General features: G+C 59.5%; 11 protein-coding genes. 4 read left to right on the forward strand and 7 right to left on the reverse strand.

The genetic code is table 11. The features are described 5' to 3' along the window. Positions 1–338: 338 nt before the first annotated feature. Both KW062_RS23735 and KW062_RS23740 read left to right on the forward strand, forming a co-directional pair. Positions 339–3,443, forward strand: coding sequence for a transglycosylase domain-containing protein (locus KW062_RS23735; RefSeq protein ID WP_105753921.1), 3,105 nt, complete (start codon positions 339–341; stop codon positions 3,441–3,443). A gap of 166 nt (positions 3,444–3,609) precedes the next feature. Beyond that, positions 3,610–8,322 carry an NEL-type E3 ubiquitin ligase domain-containing protein gene (locus tag KW062_RS23740; RefSeq protein WP_105753922.1) on the forward strand — a complete coding sequence of 1,571 codons (4,713 nt, stop codon included), beginning with the start codon at positions 3,610–3,612 and terminating at the stop codon, positions 8,320–8,322. A gap of 48 nt (positions 8,323–8,370) precedes the next feature. Here the strand turns inward: KW062_RS23740 and KW062_RS23745 are convergent, their stop codons facing one another. The 6 genes from KW062_RS23745 to KW062_RS23770 all read right to left on the reverse strand — a co-directional run bounded on the left by KW062_RS23745 (position 8,371) and on the right by KW062_RS23770 (position 15,484). Further along, positions 8,371–9,573: a hypothetical protein gene (locus KW062_RS23745; RefSeq protein ID WP_256350837.1), complete on the reverse strand. Its 1,203-nt coding sequence runs from the start codon at positions 9,571–9,573 to the stop codon at positions 8,371–8,373. A 147-nt stretch (positions 9,574–9,720) separates the two neighbouring features. After that, positions 9,721–10,209, reverse strand: a complete 489-nt coding sequence (locus KW062_RS23750; protein ID WP_027619695.1) for a CS1 type fimbrial major subunit — start codon at positions 10,207–10,209, stop codon at positions 9,721–9,723. Positions 10,210–10,272: 63 nt separating this feature from the next. After that, positions 10,273–11,016, reverse strand: a complete 744-nt coding sequence (locus KW062_RS23755) for a pilus assembly protein (protein ID WP_105753924.1) — start codon at positions 11,014–11,016, stop codon at positions 10,273–10,275. A gap of 59 nt (positions 11,017–11,075) precedes the next feature. Continuing rightward, entirely contained in the window at positions 11,076–11,939 is an 864-nt protein-coding gene (locus tag KW062_RS23760; protein ID WP_327192012.1) for a hypothetical protein, read from the reverse strand. A 437-nt stretch (positions 11,940–12,376) separates the two neighbouring features. Next, positions 12,377–14,899: a CS1-pili formation C-terminal domain-containing protein gene (locus tag KW062_RS23765; protein ID WP_105753925.1), complete on the reverse strand. Its 2,523-nt coding sequence runs from the start codon at positions 14,897–14,899 to the stop codon at positions 12,377–12,379. Between the two features lie 108 nt (positions 14,900–15,007). After that, positions 15,008–15,484, reverse strand: a complete 477-nt coding sequence (locus KW062_RS23770; protein WP_027619692.1) for a CS1 type fimbrial major subunit — start codon at positions 15,482–15,484, stop codon at positions 15,008–15,010. A gap of 555 nt (positions 15,485–16,039) precedes the next feature. Here KW062_RS23770 and KW062_RS23775 point away from each other — a divergent pair. Further along, positions 16,040–16,618: a PadR family transcriptional regulator gene (locus KW062_RS23775; RefSeq protein WP_027619691.1), complete on the forward strand. Its 579-nt coding sequence runs from the start codon at positions 16,040–16,042 to the stop codon at positions 16,616–16,618. Continuing rightward, the gene (locus KW062_RS23780) at positions 16,615–17,400 is read left to right on the forward strand and encodes a siderophore-interacting protein (RefSeq protein WP_105753926.1); all 786 of its coding nucleotides are present in this window, start codon (positions 16,615–16,617) and stop codon (positions 17,398–17,400) included. The genes KW062_RS23775 and KW062_RS23780 overlap by 4 nt, the downstream gene beginning before the upstream one ends. Positions 17,401–17,406: 6 nt before the next feature. Here KW062_RS23780 and KW062_RS23785 read toward each other — a convergent pair whose 3' ends face one another. Continuing rightward, positions 17,407–18,039, reverse strand: coding sequence for a Pr6Pr family membrane protein (locus KW062_RS23785; RefSeq protein ID WP_105753938.1), 633 nt, complete (start codon positions 18,037–18,039; stop codon positions 17,407–17,409). Positions 18,040–18,045: the final 6 nt, after the last annotated feature.

Genomic DNA, 18,045 nt, shown 5'->3' on the forward strand with positions numbered 1-18,045 from the left:
GGGGCGCAGTATAAAAAGCTTGTTGCAGTTATTTTCACTCTATAAACGACGAAATTCAGAAAGAACTCTCGGAAAATTCCGTTCCTGCAGAGCGGTATTTACTGTGTTTCATCGTTTTTCAAGCTGCCAAACGGCGCGGAGTATTGCACAGCCCAGTGCGAGCGTCATGCCCCTACCTAGGCCGTATTTACCCGCTGGACCGCTCTGGGATGAGGCTTCCATGAGGGTTTGACGAGGAGCCGGTCGAAAATTCTGCCGTTACAAATTTTTCACCCCGCGCCACCAGCGTCTAAGCTTCAGGCAAGTCCGATCAATCTGCGTGAATGGATCAATCGACTATGGGCGCTCTGTGGCAAACCGATTCGAGTAAACCTGTGGTGCCAACTGAAAGCGTGGACGAAGCGCCTCTACCGAAAAAAAAGCCTCGTGGTCGTTTTGTCTGGCGGTCATTCTGGCTATTGCTGGTGATCATTCTGATCGTGCTGGGATTCGCCATCGAAAAAGAAGTCCGCACCTCACGTTTCCAGGCCCGCGAGTTCAGCCGCTTCGCCGCGTCATTGAGTTATTCGATGCACCCTGGACCCAGCGATTCGATTTTCTATCCCGGTGCCGGTCCTTTCGATAAACGCCTGGGCTACAGTGCCTTGGGTGAATTCCTTCCGCGCCTGCTCAAACGCGACTACGTCATCACAGAGCAAACCCGCTTCTCGCCCAAGCTGCTGGAGTACAGCGAGAACGGATTTTTCGTACCCTACGCCGAGAAGATCCAGGCCGGGCTGTCGATTACCGACTGCACCACCGCCCCGCTCTACCAATACAAATATCCGCAACAGCTGTACGCGGATTTCGCCTCGATCCCGCCACTGGTGACCCACAGTTTGCTGTTCATCGAGAACCGCGACCTGCTCGACCCCAAAGAGCCGAAATCCAACCCCGCCGTAGACTGGCCACGCTTTGCCAAGGCGGCCTGGTCGCAGGTGGCGAAGATGCTGCACCTGCCCGGGCAGACCGCCGGCGGCAGCACCCTGGCTACGCAGTTGGAGAAGTACCGGCACTCCCCGGATGGCCTGACCGTGTCGGGCGGCGAAAAAATCCGCCAGATGATTTCCGCCAGCGTGCGCGCCTATCAGGACGGACCGCAAACCCTCGGCGCCCGGCAAAACATCGTGCGCGATTACCTCAACAGCGTGCCCCTGTCGGCGGTGCCGGGCCACGGTGAAGTGCACGGCATGGCCGAAGGCTTGCGCGTCTGGTACGGCGCCGACTTCAATCAGGTCAACCAGGCGCTGGCCAGTGAGGCCACCGATCCGCAAAGCCTGGCACAACGCGGCCTGGCCCTGCGTCAGGTGTTGTCGCTGATGATTGCCCAGCGGCGACCTTCCTATTACCTGACCAAGGGCCGTGACGATCTGGCCGACCTCACTGACAGCCACATTCGCCTGCTGGCGCAGAATGCCGTGCTCAGCCCGGCCCTGACCGCTGCGGCATTGACCAGCAAAGCCACGTACCGCGACTGGGTGCAGCAACCGACCATCCAGCCGATTGAAACCAACAAAGGCATCAGCGTCGCCCGCAGCCGCCTCGCCTCGATGCTCAATCGCCCACTCTACGACCTCGACCGCCTCGACCTGTCCGCCACCAGCACCTTGCAGGGTGATCTGCAAACCCAGGCCAGCGACTACCTCAAGCGCCTCGCCGACCCGGCCTTCGCCTCCCAGATCGGGCTGATCGGAGAACGCCTGCTGACACCCACCAGCACCGCACAAGTTCGCTACAGCTTCACCTTGCTCGAACTGACGGCCGATGGCTCGCGGGTACGGGTGCAGACCGACAGCACCGACCAGCCCTTCGACATCAACGAAGGCAGCAAGCTCGAACTGGGCTCCACTGCCAAGCTGCGGGTGCTGACAACCTACTTGCAAATCATTGCTGAACTGCACGACAAATACGGCAACCTGCCCCCCGCCGAACTGAAAAAAGTCGAGATCGCCGACCAGGACCGCCTGAGCCGCTGGGCCGTCGACTACCTGATCCAGAACAACGACCGCAGCCTGAGCAAAATGCTCGGCGCGGCGCTGGATCGAAAATACTCGGCCAGCCCCGGCGAGGCGTTTTTCACCGGCGGCGGCCTGCATACCTTCCACAACTTCCGCAAGGAAGATAACGGCCGCCTGCCGACCCTGCGCGATTCGCTGCGCGAGTCGATCAACCTGCCCTTTATCCGTCTGATGCGCGACCTCGTGCGTTACACCACCTACTCCGGTCCGGACAACAGCGGGCAACTGCTCAAGGACGACATCAATCCGCGTCGCCAGGAATACCTGGCGCAATTCGCCGACCGTGAAGGCACCTCATTCCTGCTGAAGTTCTGGAAGAAGTACCAGAAAAAAGATACCCAGGCCCGGCTCGACACCTTCCTCGACAGCATGCACCCGACCGCCATGCGCCTCGCTGCCGTGCACCGTTACCTGTTGCCTGAAGCGCCGCAGGAGAGCTTCAATGCGTTCGTGCGTTCGCACCTCAAGACCCTCAAGGACAAAGACAAACTCACCGACGAACGTCTCGAGCGTCTGTACGCCAACTATGGCCCGGGCGCCTATGATCTGCCCGACCAGGGCTTTATCGCCAAGGTCCACCCCCTCGATCTGTGGCTGATCGGTTACCTGCTCAAGCACCCCGACGCCACCTTCAGCGACATCGTCAAAGCCAGTGTGTTCGAGCGTCAGGAGGTCTACAGCTGGTTGTTCAAGAGTCGACACAAGAGCGCCCGCGACAGTCGTATCCGCACCATGCTGGAAATCGAAGCCTTCCTCGACATTCACCAGCGCTGGCAGAAAGTCGGCTATCCGTTCGATCACCTGGTGCCCTCCCTGGCGACCGCCATCGGCAGTTCCGGCGACCGCCCTGCCGCGCTTGCAGAATTGATCGGGACCATACTCAACGACGGCGTACGCATGCCGACACTGCGTATCGACAGCCTACACTTCGCCGCTGACACCCCGTACGAAACCCACCTGACCAACGACCCCGACGTCGGCAAACGGGTGATGCCGTCCGAGGTCGCCACCGCCCTGCGCGAAGCCCTCTCGCAAGTGGTGGACGCCGGCACCGCGAAACGGGTCGCCGGCAGTTTCAAACTGGCCGACGGCACCCCGCTGGCCATGGGCGGCAAGACCGGTACCGGCGACAACCGCATCGAAGCCATCGGTTCCGGTGGGCGGATTCTCAGTTCCAAATCACTCAACCGCACGGCGACCTTCGTGTTCTACATTGGCGAACACCACTTCGGCACCCTGACCGCCTTTGTGCCCGGACGCTCGGCGGAAAACTTCAAATTCACCTCGGCGTTGCCGGTCCAGGTCCTCAAGGGCATGGCACCGATTCTTACGCCCTACCTGCAACCGGGCACCCACACTTTGTGCCAGGCTCCCGAGGCGAGATAACCAGAAATCGAACGGCACTCAAGTGTCGGTAACTATATGTTTTTCACTCTTTAATATTAAATGTATCAACTAACAGACTGGCAAAAACCCAGTCTGTATTTGAACTTTTTTTCACCTATCCCTTTACTTAATCTGTTGCCTCAACATTCAGCAATCGGACAAACACATGCCCATTATTCCGCCGACGCCACTCGCGCCAGGCCTGACTTCACTCGCCTTGAATAACAACAGCAGGCACCACGACTTTATTAAAAAGGCCATTCCGGCCTGGTTGAAAGAGACGTCCCCTGCCCGAGTCAACGAACTAAAAAGTGTTCCACTGCGTATCCCCCAATGGAACAAGGCAGCCCCGGCTTCCGCGCACCTGCGCTTGCAAGGTGCAATCAAGGACCACTGGACCACCCAGAATGGTGTCGACCAGGCACTCAACGGTCTGCAGGACGTCTACGCCTTTGCCGAACCGCTGCTGCAAAAAGCCCTTAAGGATCGCTACGGTGTCGAGGTCAACGTCAAGCAAACCTGGTTGCGACTCTATGCCCCGGCGACCACTTCCTGGTGGACCCATGATTTCGCATCGGCAGTCACCAGCCGCACGATTTCCCTGCTGGACGCGGCACTGCATAACTTCGCAACCAGCGAAAACTTCACCTCTGACTCCGAGTTCATCACCCAACCCGATGCGCGCGGGCACTTCCTGATAAAGCCCCTTAAACACAAGATCAGCATTGAGCAGTTCAAGTTACTGTGCCGTGAACTGGATATTGGTGCCCAGTATCAACAACACTTGAAGGCCGTGTTACTGCCCTCGGACAGCGTGGCCAGCAGCACCCTGCAACACAAGATCATCCTCAGCCAGAAGAGCGCGCTGAGTGCCGCCGCTCACTTGGCCCTGATGAAAAAAGACATCAGCCAAAGTGCTTATGAGGTTGTACAAGGCGCCCTCGACAAGCGCAAAAACCTGAAGTGGAACGACAGACCCGTCAGGTACTGCAACCTGGCAATGATGGATACCTCCCTGACCGGAATTATCCTGATGGTTTGTGGGGCATCGACCAGCGCTGCGCCCGAGCGCTTGATTGCCTACATACCCCACGACCCGGAACACCCACTCAAGGAGTACGCCTCGTCGATCGAGTTCATGACCGAGCTGACTCGCCAACTGCGAGACAGCCGGGCACCACAAACACCCGCCTCGACCGGCTCGCCACTGACCCAGAGCTACCAACAGTTCTTCAGCCAGTTCGTGGCGCACGAACAACGGGGGCACTTTTTTTCCCGGCTGAATGAGCGCTTGAGCAAGGTGACCTGGCACCCCGCCGCCCCGGGCTCCAATCTCCCCAGCTGGCGCGAAACGGCGGTGGACAATCCGGACCTGCAGTTCAGCGTAACCCGCCTGGAAGATGATCGCAGAGGTGCATTCAATGGCGATCTGTGGCGCTACTGCTACCAGCAGACACTCAACAAAATCCTCAACGATGCCCGGGAAATTGCCATTTCCACCTCATACGTCGACCGCATGGCGCGTTGGGCCTGGTGGGACAACCTGGAAAAAATCCTCTCGGACATCCTCAACGTCGCGTTGTTGGTGGTCACACCCTTTGTGCCGTTTCTCGGCGAGTTGATGCTGGCCTACACCGCCTATCAACTGACCGATGGCGTGGTCGAGGGTGTGGTTGATCTGGCTGAAGGCCACCTGGCCGAGGCTGGCGAGCAGGCCATTGGTGTGTTGGAAAGCGTTGTACAGCTTGGGGCATTCGCAGCCGGTGCCACGCTGGGCAACGTCGCACGGGCGAAGCTCTCGCCATTCTTCGAAGGCCTGAAACCGGTGCAGTTGGCCAACGGTGAGACGCGCTTGTGGAACCCTGACCTCAGTCCTTATCAACGCACCGACGTGGATTTGCCCTCGGACGCCCGGCCTGATGACCAGGGCATTCACCAGCATCAGGGCCGGCGCATCTTGCGCCTGAACGAGCAACACTTCGAAGTGCTGGAAGACCCGGTCACCGGTCAGCAGCGCATTCGTCACCCCCGCCGCGCCGATGCCTACGCGCCAACCCTGCGCCACAACGGCCAGGGCGCCTGGGTCAGCGAAACGGAGAACCCACGCGAGTGGGAAGGCTCGACCCTGATGCGCCGCCTCGGCCACATTACCGATACTTTCAATGATGAACAACTGGAGCAAGTTCGCCAGATCAGCGGCACCGATGAAGGCGTGCTGCGCAGGGTGCACGTTGAAAACGCCCCGCCACCACCTCTACTGACCGATACCCTGCAACGCCTGGCTTCACCGCCCATTGCACCCGCTGCGATATCCCCAGAGATTGCGCCACTGTTCAGCGAGTTCCCCGAGCTGCCGGCGACTGTTGCAGAGCAAATCCATGCGCGTGCCAGCGCCACGGAACTTCAGCGGATCACACAAGAAAACCGCCTGCCGCTGCGCCTGAGGACCCAGGCACGAGAGCTGCAATTCGAAACGCAAACGGTACGAGCGGCCCAGGGTTTGTACCCGAGCGCATCAATCACGCCCGACACCGAGCGCCTGGTGCTGGGCACCTTGCGCTTCAACACCGATACCTTCGGCGACCTGCGTCTGGAAATTCGTCAGGGAACATTCGATGGCGAGCTGCGTTACAGCGTCGGCCCCGATGACGCCACCCGGGTGCGAGTACTGATTCGCGACGAGGCCGGGCAGTATCAGGTGCGTGATGGCGAGGATCAGCCGATCCATGAAGCGGATGACTTTTTCGAAGCCGTTCTGCAGGCCACGCAAGAGAATGGACGCACTGCCCTGGGCTACACATCGGGTGACGCGGAACAGTTCAGGCAATGGGTCATGCTCAAGTCGGCAGCGCCCAGCGAACGCCGGACCGTGCTTGCCGACCCGCCGATTCGACCGGTGGCCGAACTTGAAACGATGCTGTTGGTGCGGGGCGGAGGGCTTAGCAGGGACGGCCAAACCGTGCATGAGCGCATTCATGATCTTTATCCGCACTTTAATGATGCCGAGGTCGATACGTTTGCCAGTGCCCTGATTGAACAGGGTGAGCCGATGAGGCTGCTGCAAGAGCAGGAAAACGATCTCAACCAACTACGCAACCTGATCGATCTCTGGCAGCTGCAGTCCGCCGGTCTGGATGTCGACAATCCGATTCCTTTACGCGGCATTCGACAACACATTGCCCGCGGATTACTCGCTTGTTTCGAACGAAAAAACACTGAGCTGGGCAGCCGTATCGATCCGCACAGCTATGCACTGGACCTATCACAAGATCAATTTCTGTTGCCCCTGAATTTGAGTTCCCAGTGGCCCGAACGAACGCAGCTAAAACCATTTCTGAACAAGGTCACGATTCTGAAACTCGACAACACCCGTTTTTCCGCCAAAGCCAACGGCTTGCTGAAAGACTTCCCCAACCTGCGTGAACTCAGCGCCAACCGATGCTTCCTGACGAGCCTGCCGGAACACCTCGGTGCCATGCACCGGCTCGAACGCCTACGCTTGAGTGACAATGAGATCGTGCTGGACACCCGTGCCGTCGAGCAACTGAAACAACTGACCTACCTGGAAATCCTGCGCCTGGATGAGAACCCCTTGGGCAGGGTTGTCGACATCTCACGCATGCCCCGGCTGAAGGTCGTAGGGTTGCGGGACACGGTCACTACCGCCTGGCCTGAAGGTACGCTGAGCAAAACCCGGCCCCGCGCTTTTCTGCTGGATCTTAGAGATAACCCGATCAGCCTGATTCCCGATGTGGTTCCCGGCTCAGCCCAGGCCTGGGTCGTGGCGCGTACCCGGCTGGATGTCGGCAACCTGTCGGAGTTAAACCAGGTTCGCTATCAGGCGATCCGTCGTTCGGTGCAACTGCCCCCGGAACCCATAGTGCCCTCCAACAGCCTGGCCGACTGGGTGGTCAACTCCGACTACAGCGCGCGCCACTGGAACGATGTACCCGGCTGGGGCGTCGAGCGGGCCAATCTGTGGGCGGAGCTGGTCGATGAGCCCCAGGCCAAGCGTTTCCTGAAAGTGCTGCTCGATACCCGGCTCTCTGCCGACTACAAAGCCGGTGGCCAGGCCCGAGATAAACTGGTGCAGCGTGTCTGGCGCATGCTCGATGCGGTCTACGTCGACACGTCGCTGCGCGAAAAGCTGTTCACCATGGCCATCGCGCCGGTGGATTGCGCTGATGCCGGGGCGCAGTTGTTCAATCACATGGGCATCCACGTGCTCGCCTACGAGGCCCATGCGTATACCACCGACCCGGCGCAACTGGAACAGAAACTGGTGACCCTGGCCAAAGGCGCGGCCCGGCTGGAACAGGTCAACGACGTTGCCCGTGCCGATGTCGCCAGCCGTGGCGGCAACCCGGACGAGGTCGAGGTCTACTTGGCCTATCAGACCGGGTTGGCAGAGCGCCTCGACTTGCCCTGGCAATCGAAGGGCATGCTGTTTCGGCCGGTGTCCGGTGTCACCGACGCAATGATCGATCAGGCCTATGACACGGTGCTCAGCCTGGGCGAAGGTGATGGCCTGGTCGATCGAATGCTCGAACAGGACTTCTGGCAAACCCATTTGAACCAGCGCTATGCCAGCCAAATGGACACCAATAAAAGTCGCTACCAGCGCCTGTCGGATCAACTCGACACCTTGCGCGATACACAGCGCCAATGGGTCGAGTCGAACACTGAAATCCAGCGCGGCGCATTGCGCAGCCAGCTTCGGGAACTGATGAACGACCTGCCGGCACCGGACACGGTAGTTTTTGCCGATGAGCCGTTCAGCGATGCGGTTTTCGACCGATTACTGGTCGACCTGGGCGACGCCGAGAAGGAACTGTCGAGACGCTTGACCCGCACAGCCATGAGTCGCGCCGGCCAGTAAAAGCACAGCCGTGAGCGTCAGACACCTAGGGTGCTGGATGTGCGGACCTCAGATTTCCGAATCCCAGATCACGGTGACCTTGCCCTTGTAGATGGGACCGGCACCCGGCGCCAACATGAATTCCATCTGCCGTTGCGGCACTTCGAAATGCAGGGTGCCCGGCGCCCGGTCGACGTAGAAACCCGGCTGCAAATACAGCGCATTGGCCTCGCCCGCGCGCAGCCGTCGGTGCCTCACGGGTTGCCCGCTCATGTCCGTCAGACCATTGGGCAGGGTGACATAGAGTTGTAGTTCCACACCTCGCTTGGAGACCCGGTCATCGAGCAGGCAATCGTATACAGTGCCCCACCACTCACATTCCATGTACATCTTGAAACGCGAGGAGGCCGAGATATTGAAGGTCTGGTCACGGAACAATCGCGCCGGTTTGCGCCCCGCCTGCAACCAGCTCTGCCAGCCACCGGCCGGGACCAACTCGACCTTTTCACCTCCGGGCGGGATATCGACCTTGAGCGTATGTTGCACCTCGAGATTGAAGTTCATGGCCAACACCGGACTGCTCGGCAACATGACATCGCCAAAGTCGAAGTCGCCGTTGGGGCCGACGGTATAGGTCAACGAGCCCGTGTAATGACCGGCCAGCATGCCCAACGGATTCGGCGTGACCAGCTCATAGGAAAAGTCCAGAAAGTCGTAACGCAGCCACGGCACAGTGAATTTCGCCTGTTTGTTACACGCGGCCACCACCGGGGTTTTCCAGAAAAAACCGTAGTAGTTGGTAGCGTAGTAACCCACCCCACTATAAACACATGGCGTCGGGGTGTTTACCCAGCTCGATCCCCAGAGGAGGTTGTGCGCAAGCCTGTAATCGTCGGCCCCTCCGACCAACTCCATCACGTCCTCTGTCACGTACCTGGAGCCCACGCCGGTAATGCGCATTTGTACCGTCTCCACCGCTCCAGACTCATGACGAACCGTCAGATCACGCCATTGCGCCGGCACCTTGAAGGTTGCGCCCTGGCGCGGCGACGCATGGTTGGCCGCAATCGCTCGACTGGAGTTGAACTGAATGGGCACTTGCAGGCTGAACGTCTGGTTTTCAACACATTGCCCCGGATATTGCTGGCAATACCCACTGAGTGGCGTGGTGTTCTTGAATTGGTTGAGATGTGGATGAGCCGAATCAGGCTTGAACAACGCCGTGATGGAAACGTCCTGCGCCAAGGCCTGGGGAATCAGCCCCCACACCATCAAAAGACGCCAAAACCAGGAAAACTTCGTTGAACACAAAAAATCTTTAGCGCTCATCTGCACCCATCTCCGATAACCCCGCCCGGTTCCCTGGGTGGGTCGATATTCACTCGCACTCACGTTTTTTTTATCCCTGCAGAACTGCGATCAGGGCGCGGCGGCGCTGAAAATCAGCAGGACCGTTCCGTAGTAAGTGCCCGGCTTATAGCCAGCGGCCGGCACCTTCGGCTGGATTTCCAGAGGAAAGCGCCCGCCGGCCATGGCCTGCGCCGCCGACACCACTTCGCGGGGCGTCGCATCGTGGCTCAGCTCCCGACCGTTGAAGCTGACCCGCAAGTAGATGTTCTGCTCTTCACGTCCGTTGGACAGATAGGGCTCGGCCTCAAGCCGCGCCTCAATCGCACTGGTGTCGTGCTTGACCTCGAAATTCTTGCGCAGCCCTTCGAGCCGCGACGTGTTGATGTTCCACGGCAGGCTTTGTTGCAGATGAATCCAGTTCGTCTCGGCCGGTATCACGTAAAAGCCCAGGGTCGGAATATCTACCCACACCTCGAACGTGCGCTCCTCCCGTGCCGCGAAAACCTGGGCACACGTCATCACGCCCACACAGAGGGCGATGGCCGATTGCTTGATCATGTCAGTTACCTGTTGCGTGAGAAAAAGCGGCGAGTCTTCCCGCGCGACTCGCCGTAGGCGGTGTTACTGGCTGGCAACGCGCAACGCCTTTTTGTCGGCGCCCTCGATCAGGTTGAAGCGGTATTCCCGACCGGGTTTCTTCTCGAACTCGAACGACTTGCCCGCCAGGACGTGATGCTTGGTGGTCGGCTCGCACTCGGTTTCGTTCTTCTGAGAGCAGTTGCGAAACTCATCGATCACCACCACGGTATTGCCGTTATTGCGCACTCGATAAACCCCGGCGCTGTCATCGATCACGCTGTCGAACCGACTGTTTTTGGGGCGGACAAAAAACACCGTGCCAAACCCGGTCATCACGTTGACCCCCGCCGAGAGGTTCTCCTTGTAGGCGTCGCGCTCTTCACTCGAGACGGCGAACTCGTCTTCCTTCTCCGGAACTACGGGCACGAAGCGCACACGAAAATAGCGCTCGGTGTCACGGTCTCCCATGAGCAGCAGGCGGGTGCCCTGCATGCCGTTGGCAGGGACGATCAGACGCGCAGGACTGGCCATCAAGCCATTGCGGCTACTGCCATCGGTTTGCGGCTCGACCGGTACTTCGCGGTGACTGCCATCGGCGTCGTAGACGATTTCGAGGATGTTGACCTTGACGAACGCCGTGCTGTCGCCGCTGTTGTAAACGCGCTTGAGGTAAGTGCTCTTGTCGCTGTCCAGATAGTCGTACACCGTTCCGACGTTGATCTGCGGGCCGGCCTGAACCGCCAGAGAGATCCCGCTCAAACCCAACAGCAACCACAAACGTTTCATACCCTTGAACCTCATGACAGTGAACACAACACAGGCGCGGCCCAGCCTTGGGCGGCCCATCAGATTTCCGAATCCCAGATCACGGTGACACTGCCGGTGTACGGGCTCGCCACGTTGGGTTGCTGAAGCATCCACTCCACCTCCTCCTTGGGTACCTCGAAGTGCAGGACACCTGGCGCCCTGTCCACGTAAAAACCTGGTTGGAAAATTTGCGCACCCTCAGGCCCGGCCTTCAGGCGCCGATGCCTGACCGGCTGGCCGGACTCGTCGGTCAAGCCATTGGGCAAGCTGACGAAAACCTGCAACTCCACCTGTCGCCTGCCGAGCGCGTCCTTGATCGTGCAATCGAAAGTGGTCCAGGCCTGACATTCGTAATACATCTTGAAACGCGAGGACGCCGAGATATGGAAGGTCTGGTCGCGGAACAGGCGCACTGGTTTGCGCCCCGCCTGCAACCAGCTCTGCCAGCCACCGGCCGGAACCAACCGAACCTTTTCGCCACCGGGCGGGATGTCGACCTTGAGGGTGTGTTGCACCTCGAGGTTGAAGTTCAGGGTCAACGCCGAGTCGCTCGGGATCAACACATCGCCGAAATCGAAATCGCCGTTGGGACCGATGGTGTACGTCAGCGATCCGGTGTAGTGCCCCGAGGACATCTGCAACGGGTCCGGGGTTTTAAGCTCATAGGCGAAATCCAGGTAATCGAAGCGCAACCACGGGACGTTGAATTTCGCCTGTTTTGCACAGGCCCCGAGCGTCGGTGTTCGCCAGAAAAACTCGTAGTAGTTGGTGTTGTAGAAACCACTGCCGGTGTAGTCGCAAGGCTGTGGTGGATACACCCAGCTCGAGCCCCATAAACGATTGTGGGCAATCTGGTAATTCTCGGCGCCGCCCACCAGTTCCATCACATCATCGGTGACCACGCGCGTGCCAATTCCAGCGATGCGTATCTGGACCCTTTGAGAGTCGCCGGTATCTTGGTTTATCACTGACAGGCCACGCCAATCCGACGGTACTTTTAACATCGCCCCTTGCCGCTGGGACGGATGATTGGCCAGGATCGGCCCACGTGAACGGAGTTGGATCGGCAACTGCAAACTGAACAAGTCGTCTGCGCACTGTTGCACATGAGTTTCGCAGTACCCGCTGGGTGGCGTGGTGTTGGTGAATTTGTTGAGGTGCGGATGCGCAGAATCCGGCTTGAACAACGCCGTGATCGTTGACACATGGGCCTCGACCGGGCTGGCGATAGCACACGCAAGCAAGGCCCCGGCCCACCAATGGCCAGTGCGAGAAACGAAACAACGCGAGATGTTCATACAAGCCTGAGCTCCGATAACCAGATTAAACGGCGGGCCATTCAGCCAGCGGTCTCTGCGTTGTGGGTGGCATCCGCCAGGGTGTCCGGCGAACAGCGCAAATCACCGATCATCAGCACGTTGTTTTCACTGCGGTGTTTGTCGATATCGAGGCGGAACTGGCAGAGCAACTGGTCGGCATACCGCACCTCCAGGGTCGGTGAGCCAGCGTTCATTTCCATCGAGAAGAAGCCATCGACCTCACTGACGCCACGGCTGGCGTGGTTGATCACGTGGTGGCCCTTGAGCGGTCGCCCCTGCGGATCGAGCAGACGTCCGAGCACGGTCAGGGTTTTCATCACCCGCACCTTGCGGTACTCCACGCCCCCCTTGTTCAGGTGATAACGGCTGCGCGCCGGCTCGATACTCGCCGCCGGTACATCCGTGCCCTCGAAGTCGAAGCTCACCGAACTGTTTTTGTAGGCGGTCAGCGGAATGAAATTGCGTCCGGGACGCAGCGCCGCACTGCCGCCGCTGAGGTCATCGGCACGCAGGGCGATCCCGTCGATATCTGACTCGACGTCGACGATCATCCCGGCGCCCCGCCCTTGATGCTGGCTGGTCAGGGCCATGCGTTGCGCCCCCACCACCAGGGTGCTGTCGAGGTTCACGCCACCGGTGAATTTTTCGCTGAACGATGAGCGTTGGATAAACCCGTCGCCGTTGACGACGTCGGAGCTGAAGCTCGCCAGGCTCGACAAGCCGACGCCATAGGTATCGGTGAGCGCAGTCACCGAGACGCTCTGTAACACGTGGTCCTGCAGGTCTTTGCGGTAGCCGAAGGACGCATTGTTGTCGCGGTTGCCATCACGGGCCGTGCGGCTGCCGATGCTGCCGGATATCTGCTGCCCCGGCCCACCGAGCGCCATGTTGACACTCAGGTCGACCCCACGATTACGCGCGTCACCGCTGCTATAGCTGCCGGGGCGATCGAACAGCGACAACCGCCAGTTGGCATCGCTGCCAAACAGTTGGGTGCGTTGCGTCCAGCCCAGGTCGACCCCCACGCCTTCAACGTTCCCCTCGCTGTGGGAGACCCGCGCATTGAGCGAGTTTTTACGACTGACCCGATGATTGAGCGCCAGCGATGAGTTGCTGGCCTCGCCGGTAAACACGTTGCGTTGGCGCACGCGAGTGCCGTCGGGCAGGGTTTCGTAAGTGTTGGTGGTGTCGAGCCAACTACGGTTGTGGCTGATCACCAGGCTGCCAGAGCCGTAGTTGTACAGCCCTTGCAGGTCAGCACCGGTGCCGTGATCTTCGGTCTGGTAGAGGTTGGCGTAGAGACTGGTGCTATCGCCCAGGCTCCAATCGATGGAGCTGCCGTACTGCAGCTTTTCCTGCACCTGACGGGCCGAAAGCCCGAGAATCAACCGCGGGTGCAGCAGGTAGTTGATCGATGCGCCCGCGGTGAGATCACCGCTGTCCTGTTCATCCCAGTTGCTCAGCAGTTTGCTTTCCTGCCCGGCAAACACGTTGTAACGCCAGCGCTCCTCGTGGTTGCGCCAGTTGTTGGGCTTGTAGATCAGTTCCTGGGTGGTCGAGGTGATTTGCCCGTCTTCGATCAAGCGCACCTCCACCTCGTAGATGCCCCCTGGCAGCGGACGAGTGTCGAGGGTCTGCAAACCGGCCGGTACCGACTGTGTGTTGATCAGCAGGCCCTCGCGATAGATCTCGACGGATGCCTGGCGGTTGGCCGTGACATACACCGGGTAAACGCTGGGCTTGGGGCTGTCGATCGCCAGGCTGTCGGAGCTGCCAAACATCACGCCCACCGCGGTGTCGGGGCTGGTACCGAAGGAGCGCGGCTCCCGTGTCAGGCCTTCGGAACTGGGAGTGAAGTAGCCCAGGCGGACAAAACTGCCCTGCAGTTCGCGCTGGGTGTAAAGCTCATGCACGGAGTGGTAGGTCTTGTCGTCCGGGCCGCCCAGACGCGCCAATTGCATGTTGAATGCCTGGCTCCAGTTGCCCAGGCTGGCGCTGGCCTCCAGGCCAAAACGTCCGCCCAGGTCTTGATCCTGGCCGCCGTTGAGATTGAGCTGGTTACGTACCATCAACCCGCTGCTGCCGCCTTCGGGCTGATCGTAGAAATGTTTGACTTGGCTATCGCGCTCGGCATTTTCGGTGACGATCGACAGCAAAGAATTTTCCAGGTTGTAGTGCACCGCCAGCATCTGCTCCGGGCATTGGCCCGTGCAGGCGCCCAGCGCCACACCGGACTTCAGGATATCGGCCCAGGTGTCACGCTCACCGGCACCAAAACGGCTTTCGCTGGTGTCGGTGAAATCGAGCAAGGTCACTCGGTCATCGCGGGACAACACAATCATCGCCTCGCCCAGCGGTTGTTGATCGAGTTCAACCCGCACCGCCAATGGCACATCAAAAAAATGCTCCTCGAATTCCGCCGGCAAGCCTTTGGCCTGGGCCAGCAAACTTCGCGGCGTGGTATCAACGGAAGCGGGCGCCGCAAATGCACTGCTACAAAGCAGCAGCGCAAGCGCCGTCGCGATGGGCGTCATCGGGAACATGAACAAATACTCTGATTGCAAAGAAGTCGATGCCCGACCGACAAACAGAAATGTTTGCCGGCCGGTTCGTTACTGAGAGCAGTAAGCGATTAAGAGCCAGGGTTGTGCTTACACAGAAGGCTCGACCACCATCGTGACGATGCCGGTGTAATCACCTGCTTCTGGCTTGGCACCGACGGCCGAGATCTTGAACGGTGCGCGATAGCGTATGTTCGACTCGTCCGCACCCACCACTTCCTGGGAAGTGGTGGTCAGTTGCTTGCCATTGAGTTCGACTTTCAGGGCAATGGTCTTGCTGCCACCGATCAGCATGGGCGTACCTTCCAGGCGGGCGTTGACCTTGCCTGCGGTGTGCAAAACGTCAAAGTGACCGTCCACGGTACGCATGGCACCGGTCGATGGGTTGAAGCTCATGTCCTGGTCCTTGTTGACCAGATCCGAATCAACCGGAACAGCATAGAAATCATCGGCCGGGACATGGGCAATCAGACTGATGGAGTGGCGGGCTTCGGTGGCGGCAAATGCCAGGGAGGAACTGAAGGCCAGAACAGCCAGGGGAGCAGTAAGCGCGAGTTTCTTCAACATCATTCAATACCTGTCTTTTTTAAAGGGTCGATGCCGTAAAAGCGACAACTGACTGTGACCAGCCAGACGCCGAGATGGCGTTTTGTCTCAACTTTCAAAGCCAGCAAATCATCGACCATTTATTTTTAAAAGTAAGCAGGCAAGTTCCGTATTTGGCGTAGCTATAGTTCGATCAAAGTTGAAAGAAAAAACAATAAAAATCAAACATTAACATCAACATCCGTAAGGCATTAACCACAAACAGATTATCGAAAAATACCACACAGATGAAACCATTAGTGCAACTTCCGTAAGACTAATAGCAAGACCTTTATAAAGAAAGGGGCAAACAAGTTAATTAGAGCGTTAGCACTAAAAACACCGGCGAGCGCAATAAACAAATGCCCCCCTGGGAAGGATCAAACCCGACCCAGGCGAGCACAGGGGGGCCTGGCAGATTCGCTGGACGTGTCGATCAGAGGGGTTGCATGCCGCCTGCACCGTTGGTCCGGGGTGCTTGCATTTTCTAAAAGATATATCTTAAGTTATGTCTAAACACGACGAGAGAAGACTGAAATGAGAGACCATCATTCCCACCGCGAACACGCAGACGGCCGCGACGGCTTCGAAAAACGCCCTGGCCCGGGCCGCGAACGCGGTGGCCGCGGGCCCCGGGTATTCGCCCCTGGCGACCTGAAACTGCTGTTGCTGGCGTTGATCGCCGAACAGCCCTGCCACGGCTATGACCTGATCCGCCAGATCGAAAGCATGTTCGATGGTGCCTATAGCCCCAGCCCCGGGGTGATCTACCCGACCCTGACCTTCCTGGAAGAAAGCGAACTGATCCTGGGCGATGCCGACGGCGGAAAAAAACGCTACGCCATCACCGACGCCGGGCGCCAGTCGCTGGGCGAACAGGCGATTGCCCTGGACGGCGTGCGTATGCGCATTGACGTCAGCAAGCGCTCCCTGCGCGGCCACGACCGCCCGGCCGAGATCCATGAGGCGGTGCATAACCTGCGTCACGCCCTGCAAATGCATCACGGTCGCTGGAGCCCGGAAGAAATCCTCCGAGTGCGCGATCTGCTCAACAACACCGCCAAGGCCATCGTCGACGGCCCGCTGTCGTCCCCTGCCCAGGAGAACCCGCAATGACTGAATTGAACACCCAGACCATTCACCGCGTCATGCACGAGATCAAACGCCGCCGCCTGCAGGTGCTGCGAGTGGTCGACCTGACCCCGCGCATGCGCCGGATCACCGTCGGCGGGCCGGACCTGGCCGGCTTTATCAGCCTGGGCAGCGACGATCATGTGAAATTGCTGTTCCCGCAAAACGCCGAGGAACTGGCCGCCCTGGAACACTTCGCACCGGGCGCCAACAAGGATCAGGGACCGAAACCGGCGATGCGCGACTACACCCCGCGCCGCTATGACCTGAACACCCTGGAACTGGACATCGATTTTGTCCTGCACGGCGACGGCCCCGCCTCGACCTGGGCCGAGCAGGCGCAGCCCGGCCAATTCCTGCACATTGCCGGGCCGCGCGGTTCGATGGTGGTGCCGGATATCTTCGACAGCTATCTGCTGATCGGCGACGAAACCGCCTTGCCCGCCATTGCCCGACGCCTGCAAGAGCTGCCGGCCAATCGCCGGGCGCTGGTGATTGTCGAGGTGGAGAACGGCAAGGAGCAGCAAGTGCTGGAGAGCGCGGCCGAGATCAACGTGATCTGGGTCCTGCGTGAAGCTGGCAAGGACCACCTGCTTTCCACCGTCCGCCAGATACAACTGCCCGGCGGCAGCCTGTACGCCTGGGTCGCCACCGAGAGCAAGTTGTCGCGGCAGATTCGCCGGGTGCTCCTCGATGAGCACGGGCTGGATGAGCAGTTCGTCAAAGCTGCGGGTTACTGGCGCCTGGATGATTCGCCGGAAGAGTAAGCGCGCTCAGCGACGCCGGTCGACCCCGATCAACAGCAGCGCCACGGCAACAAACCCCAGCAGTATCCCCCCGGCATTGATGAACACCTGGAGATAGCCCAGCTTCTCCACATCAATGAACGGGTAGGGATACACCGCCAGCACATGTCCGCGCAGCAGCGAGTAAGCGAAGTACACCAGCGGATAGATCACCCACAATCCGACATGCCCCAGACGCAGCTGGCCCTTGGGCACGCAACGCCACCAATAGAGCAGGAACAGCACGGGCATGACGTCGTGCAGCAACACATCCGCCAGCCACTGCCAGCCTTGCGGGTGCCACAGGTGGCGCAACAGCAGGTTGTAGGCCAGTCCGACCACGACGATGCTCACGGCAACGCCACTGCTGACCCACGGTTGCAGCAACCAACTGCGCCCCTTCGATTGCCGGGTGGTCACGGCGCAGGTCAGCACCGCCGCCACCAGCGTATTGCTCAGCACCGTGAAATAACTGAAGTAACTCACCAGCCCGCCCAACAGGCTGGCGTCGACACTCCAGCGCGCATAAAACACCAGGTACAGCTGAATGCTCAGGCCCAGCCAGCCGAGCACCGCCGCGAGTTGGACGCAGCGGTGCTCAATAAGTGAAAGTCGCGTCAACACACC

This window comes from Pseudomonas fluorescens, assembly GCF_019212185.1.
In the GTDB taxonomy this organism is placed as follows: domain Bacteria; phylum Pseudomonadota; class Gammaproteobacteria; order Pseudomonadales; family Pseudomonadaceae; genus Aquipseudomonas.

Coding starts and splice junctions, on each gene's coding strand:
- KW062_RS23735 (WP_105753921.1), top strand. CDS start 339: ATGGGCGCTCTGTGGCAAACCGATTCGAGTAAACCTGTGGTGCCAACT.
- KW062_RS23740 (WP_105753922.1), top strand. CDS start 3,610: ATGCCCATTATTCCGCCGACGCCACTCGCGCCAGGCCTGACTTCACTC.
- KW062_RS23745 (WP_256350837.1), bottom strand. CDS start 9,573: ATGGTGTGGGGGCTGATTCCCCAGGCCTTGGCGCAGGACGTTTCCATC.
- KW062_RS23750 (WP_027619695.1), bottom strand. CDS start 10,209: ATGATCAAGCAATCGGCCATCGCCCTCTGTGTGGGCGTGATGACGTGT.
- KW062_RS23755 (WP_105753924.1), bottom strand. CDS start 11,016: ATGAAACGTTTGTGGTTGCTGTTGGGTTTGAGCGGGATCTCTCTGGCG.
- KW062_RS23765 (WP_105753925.1), bottom strand. CDS start 14,899: ATGTTCCCGATGACGCCCATCGCGACGGCGCTTGCGCTGCTGCTTTGT.
- KW062_RS23770 (WP_027619692.1), bottom strand. CDS start 15,484: ATGTTGAAGAAACTCGCGCTTACTGCTCCCCTGGCTGTTCTGGCCTTC.
- KW062_RS23775 (WP_027619691.1), top strand. CDS start 16,040: ATGAGAGACCATCATTCCCACCGCGAACACGCAGACGGCCGCGACGGC.
- KW062_RS23780 (WP_105753926.1), top strand. CDS start 16,615: ATGACTGAATTGAACACCCAGACCATTCACCGCGTCATGCACGAGATC.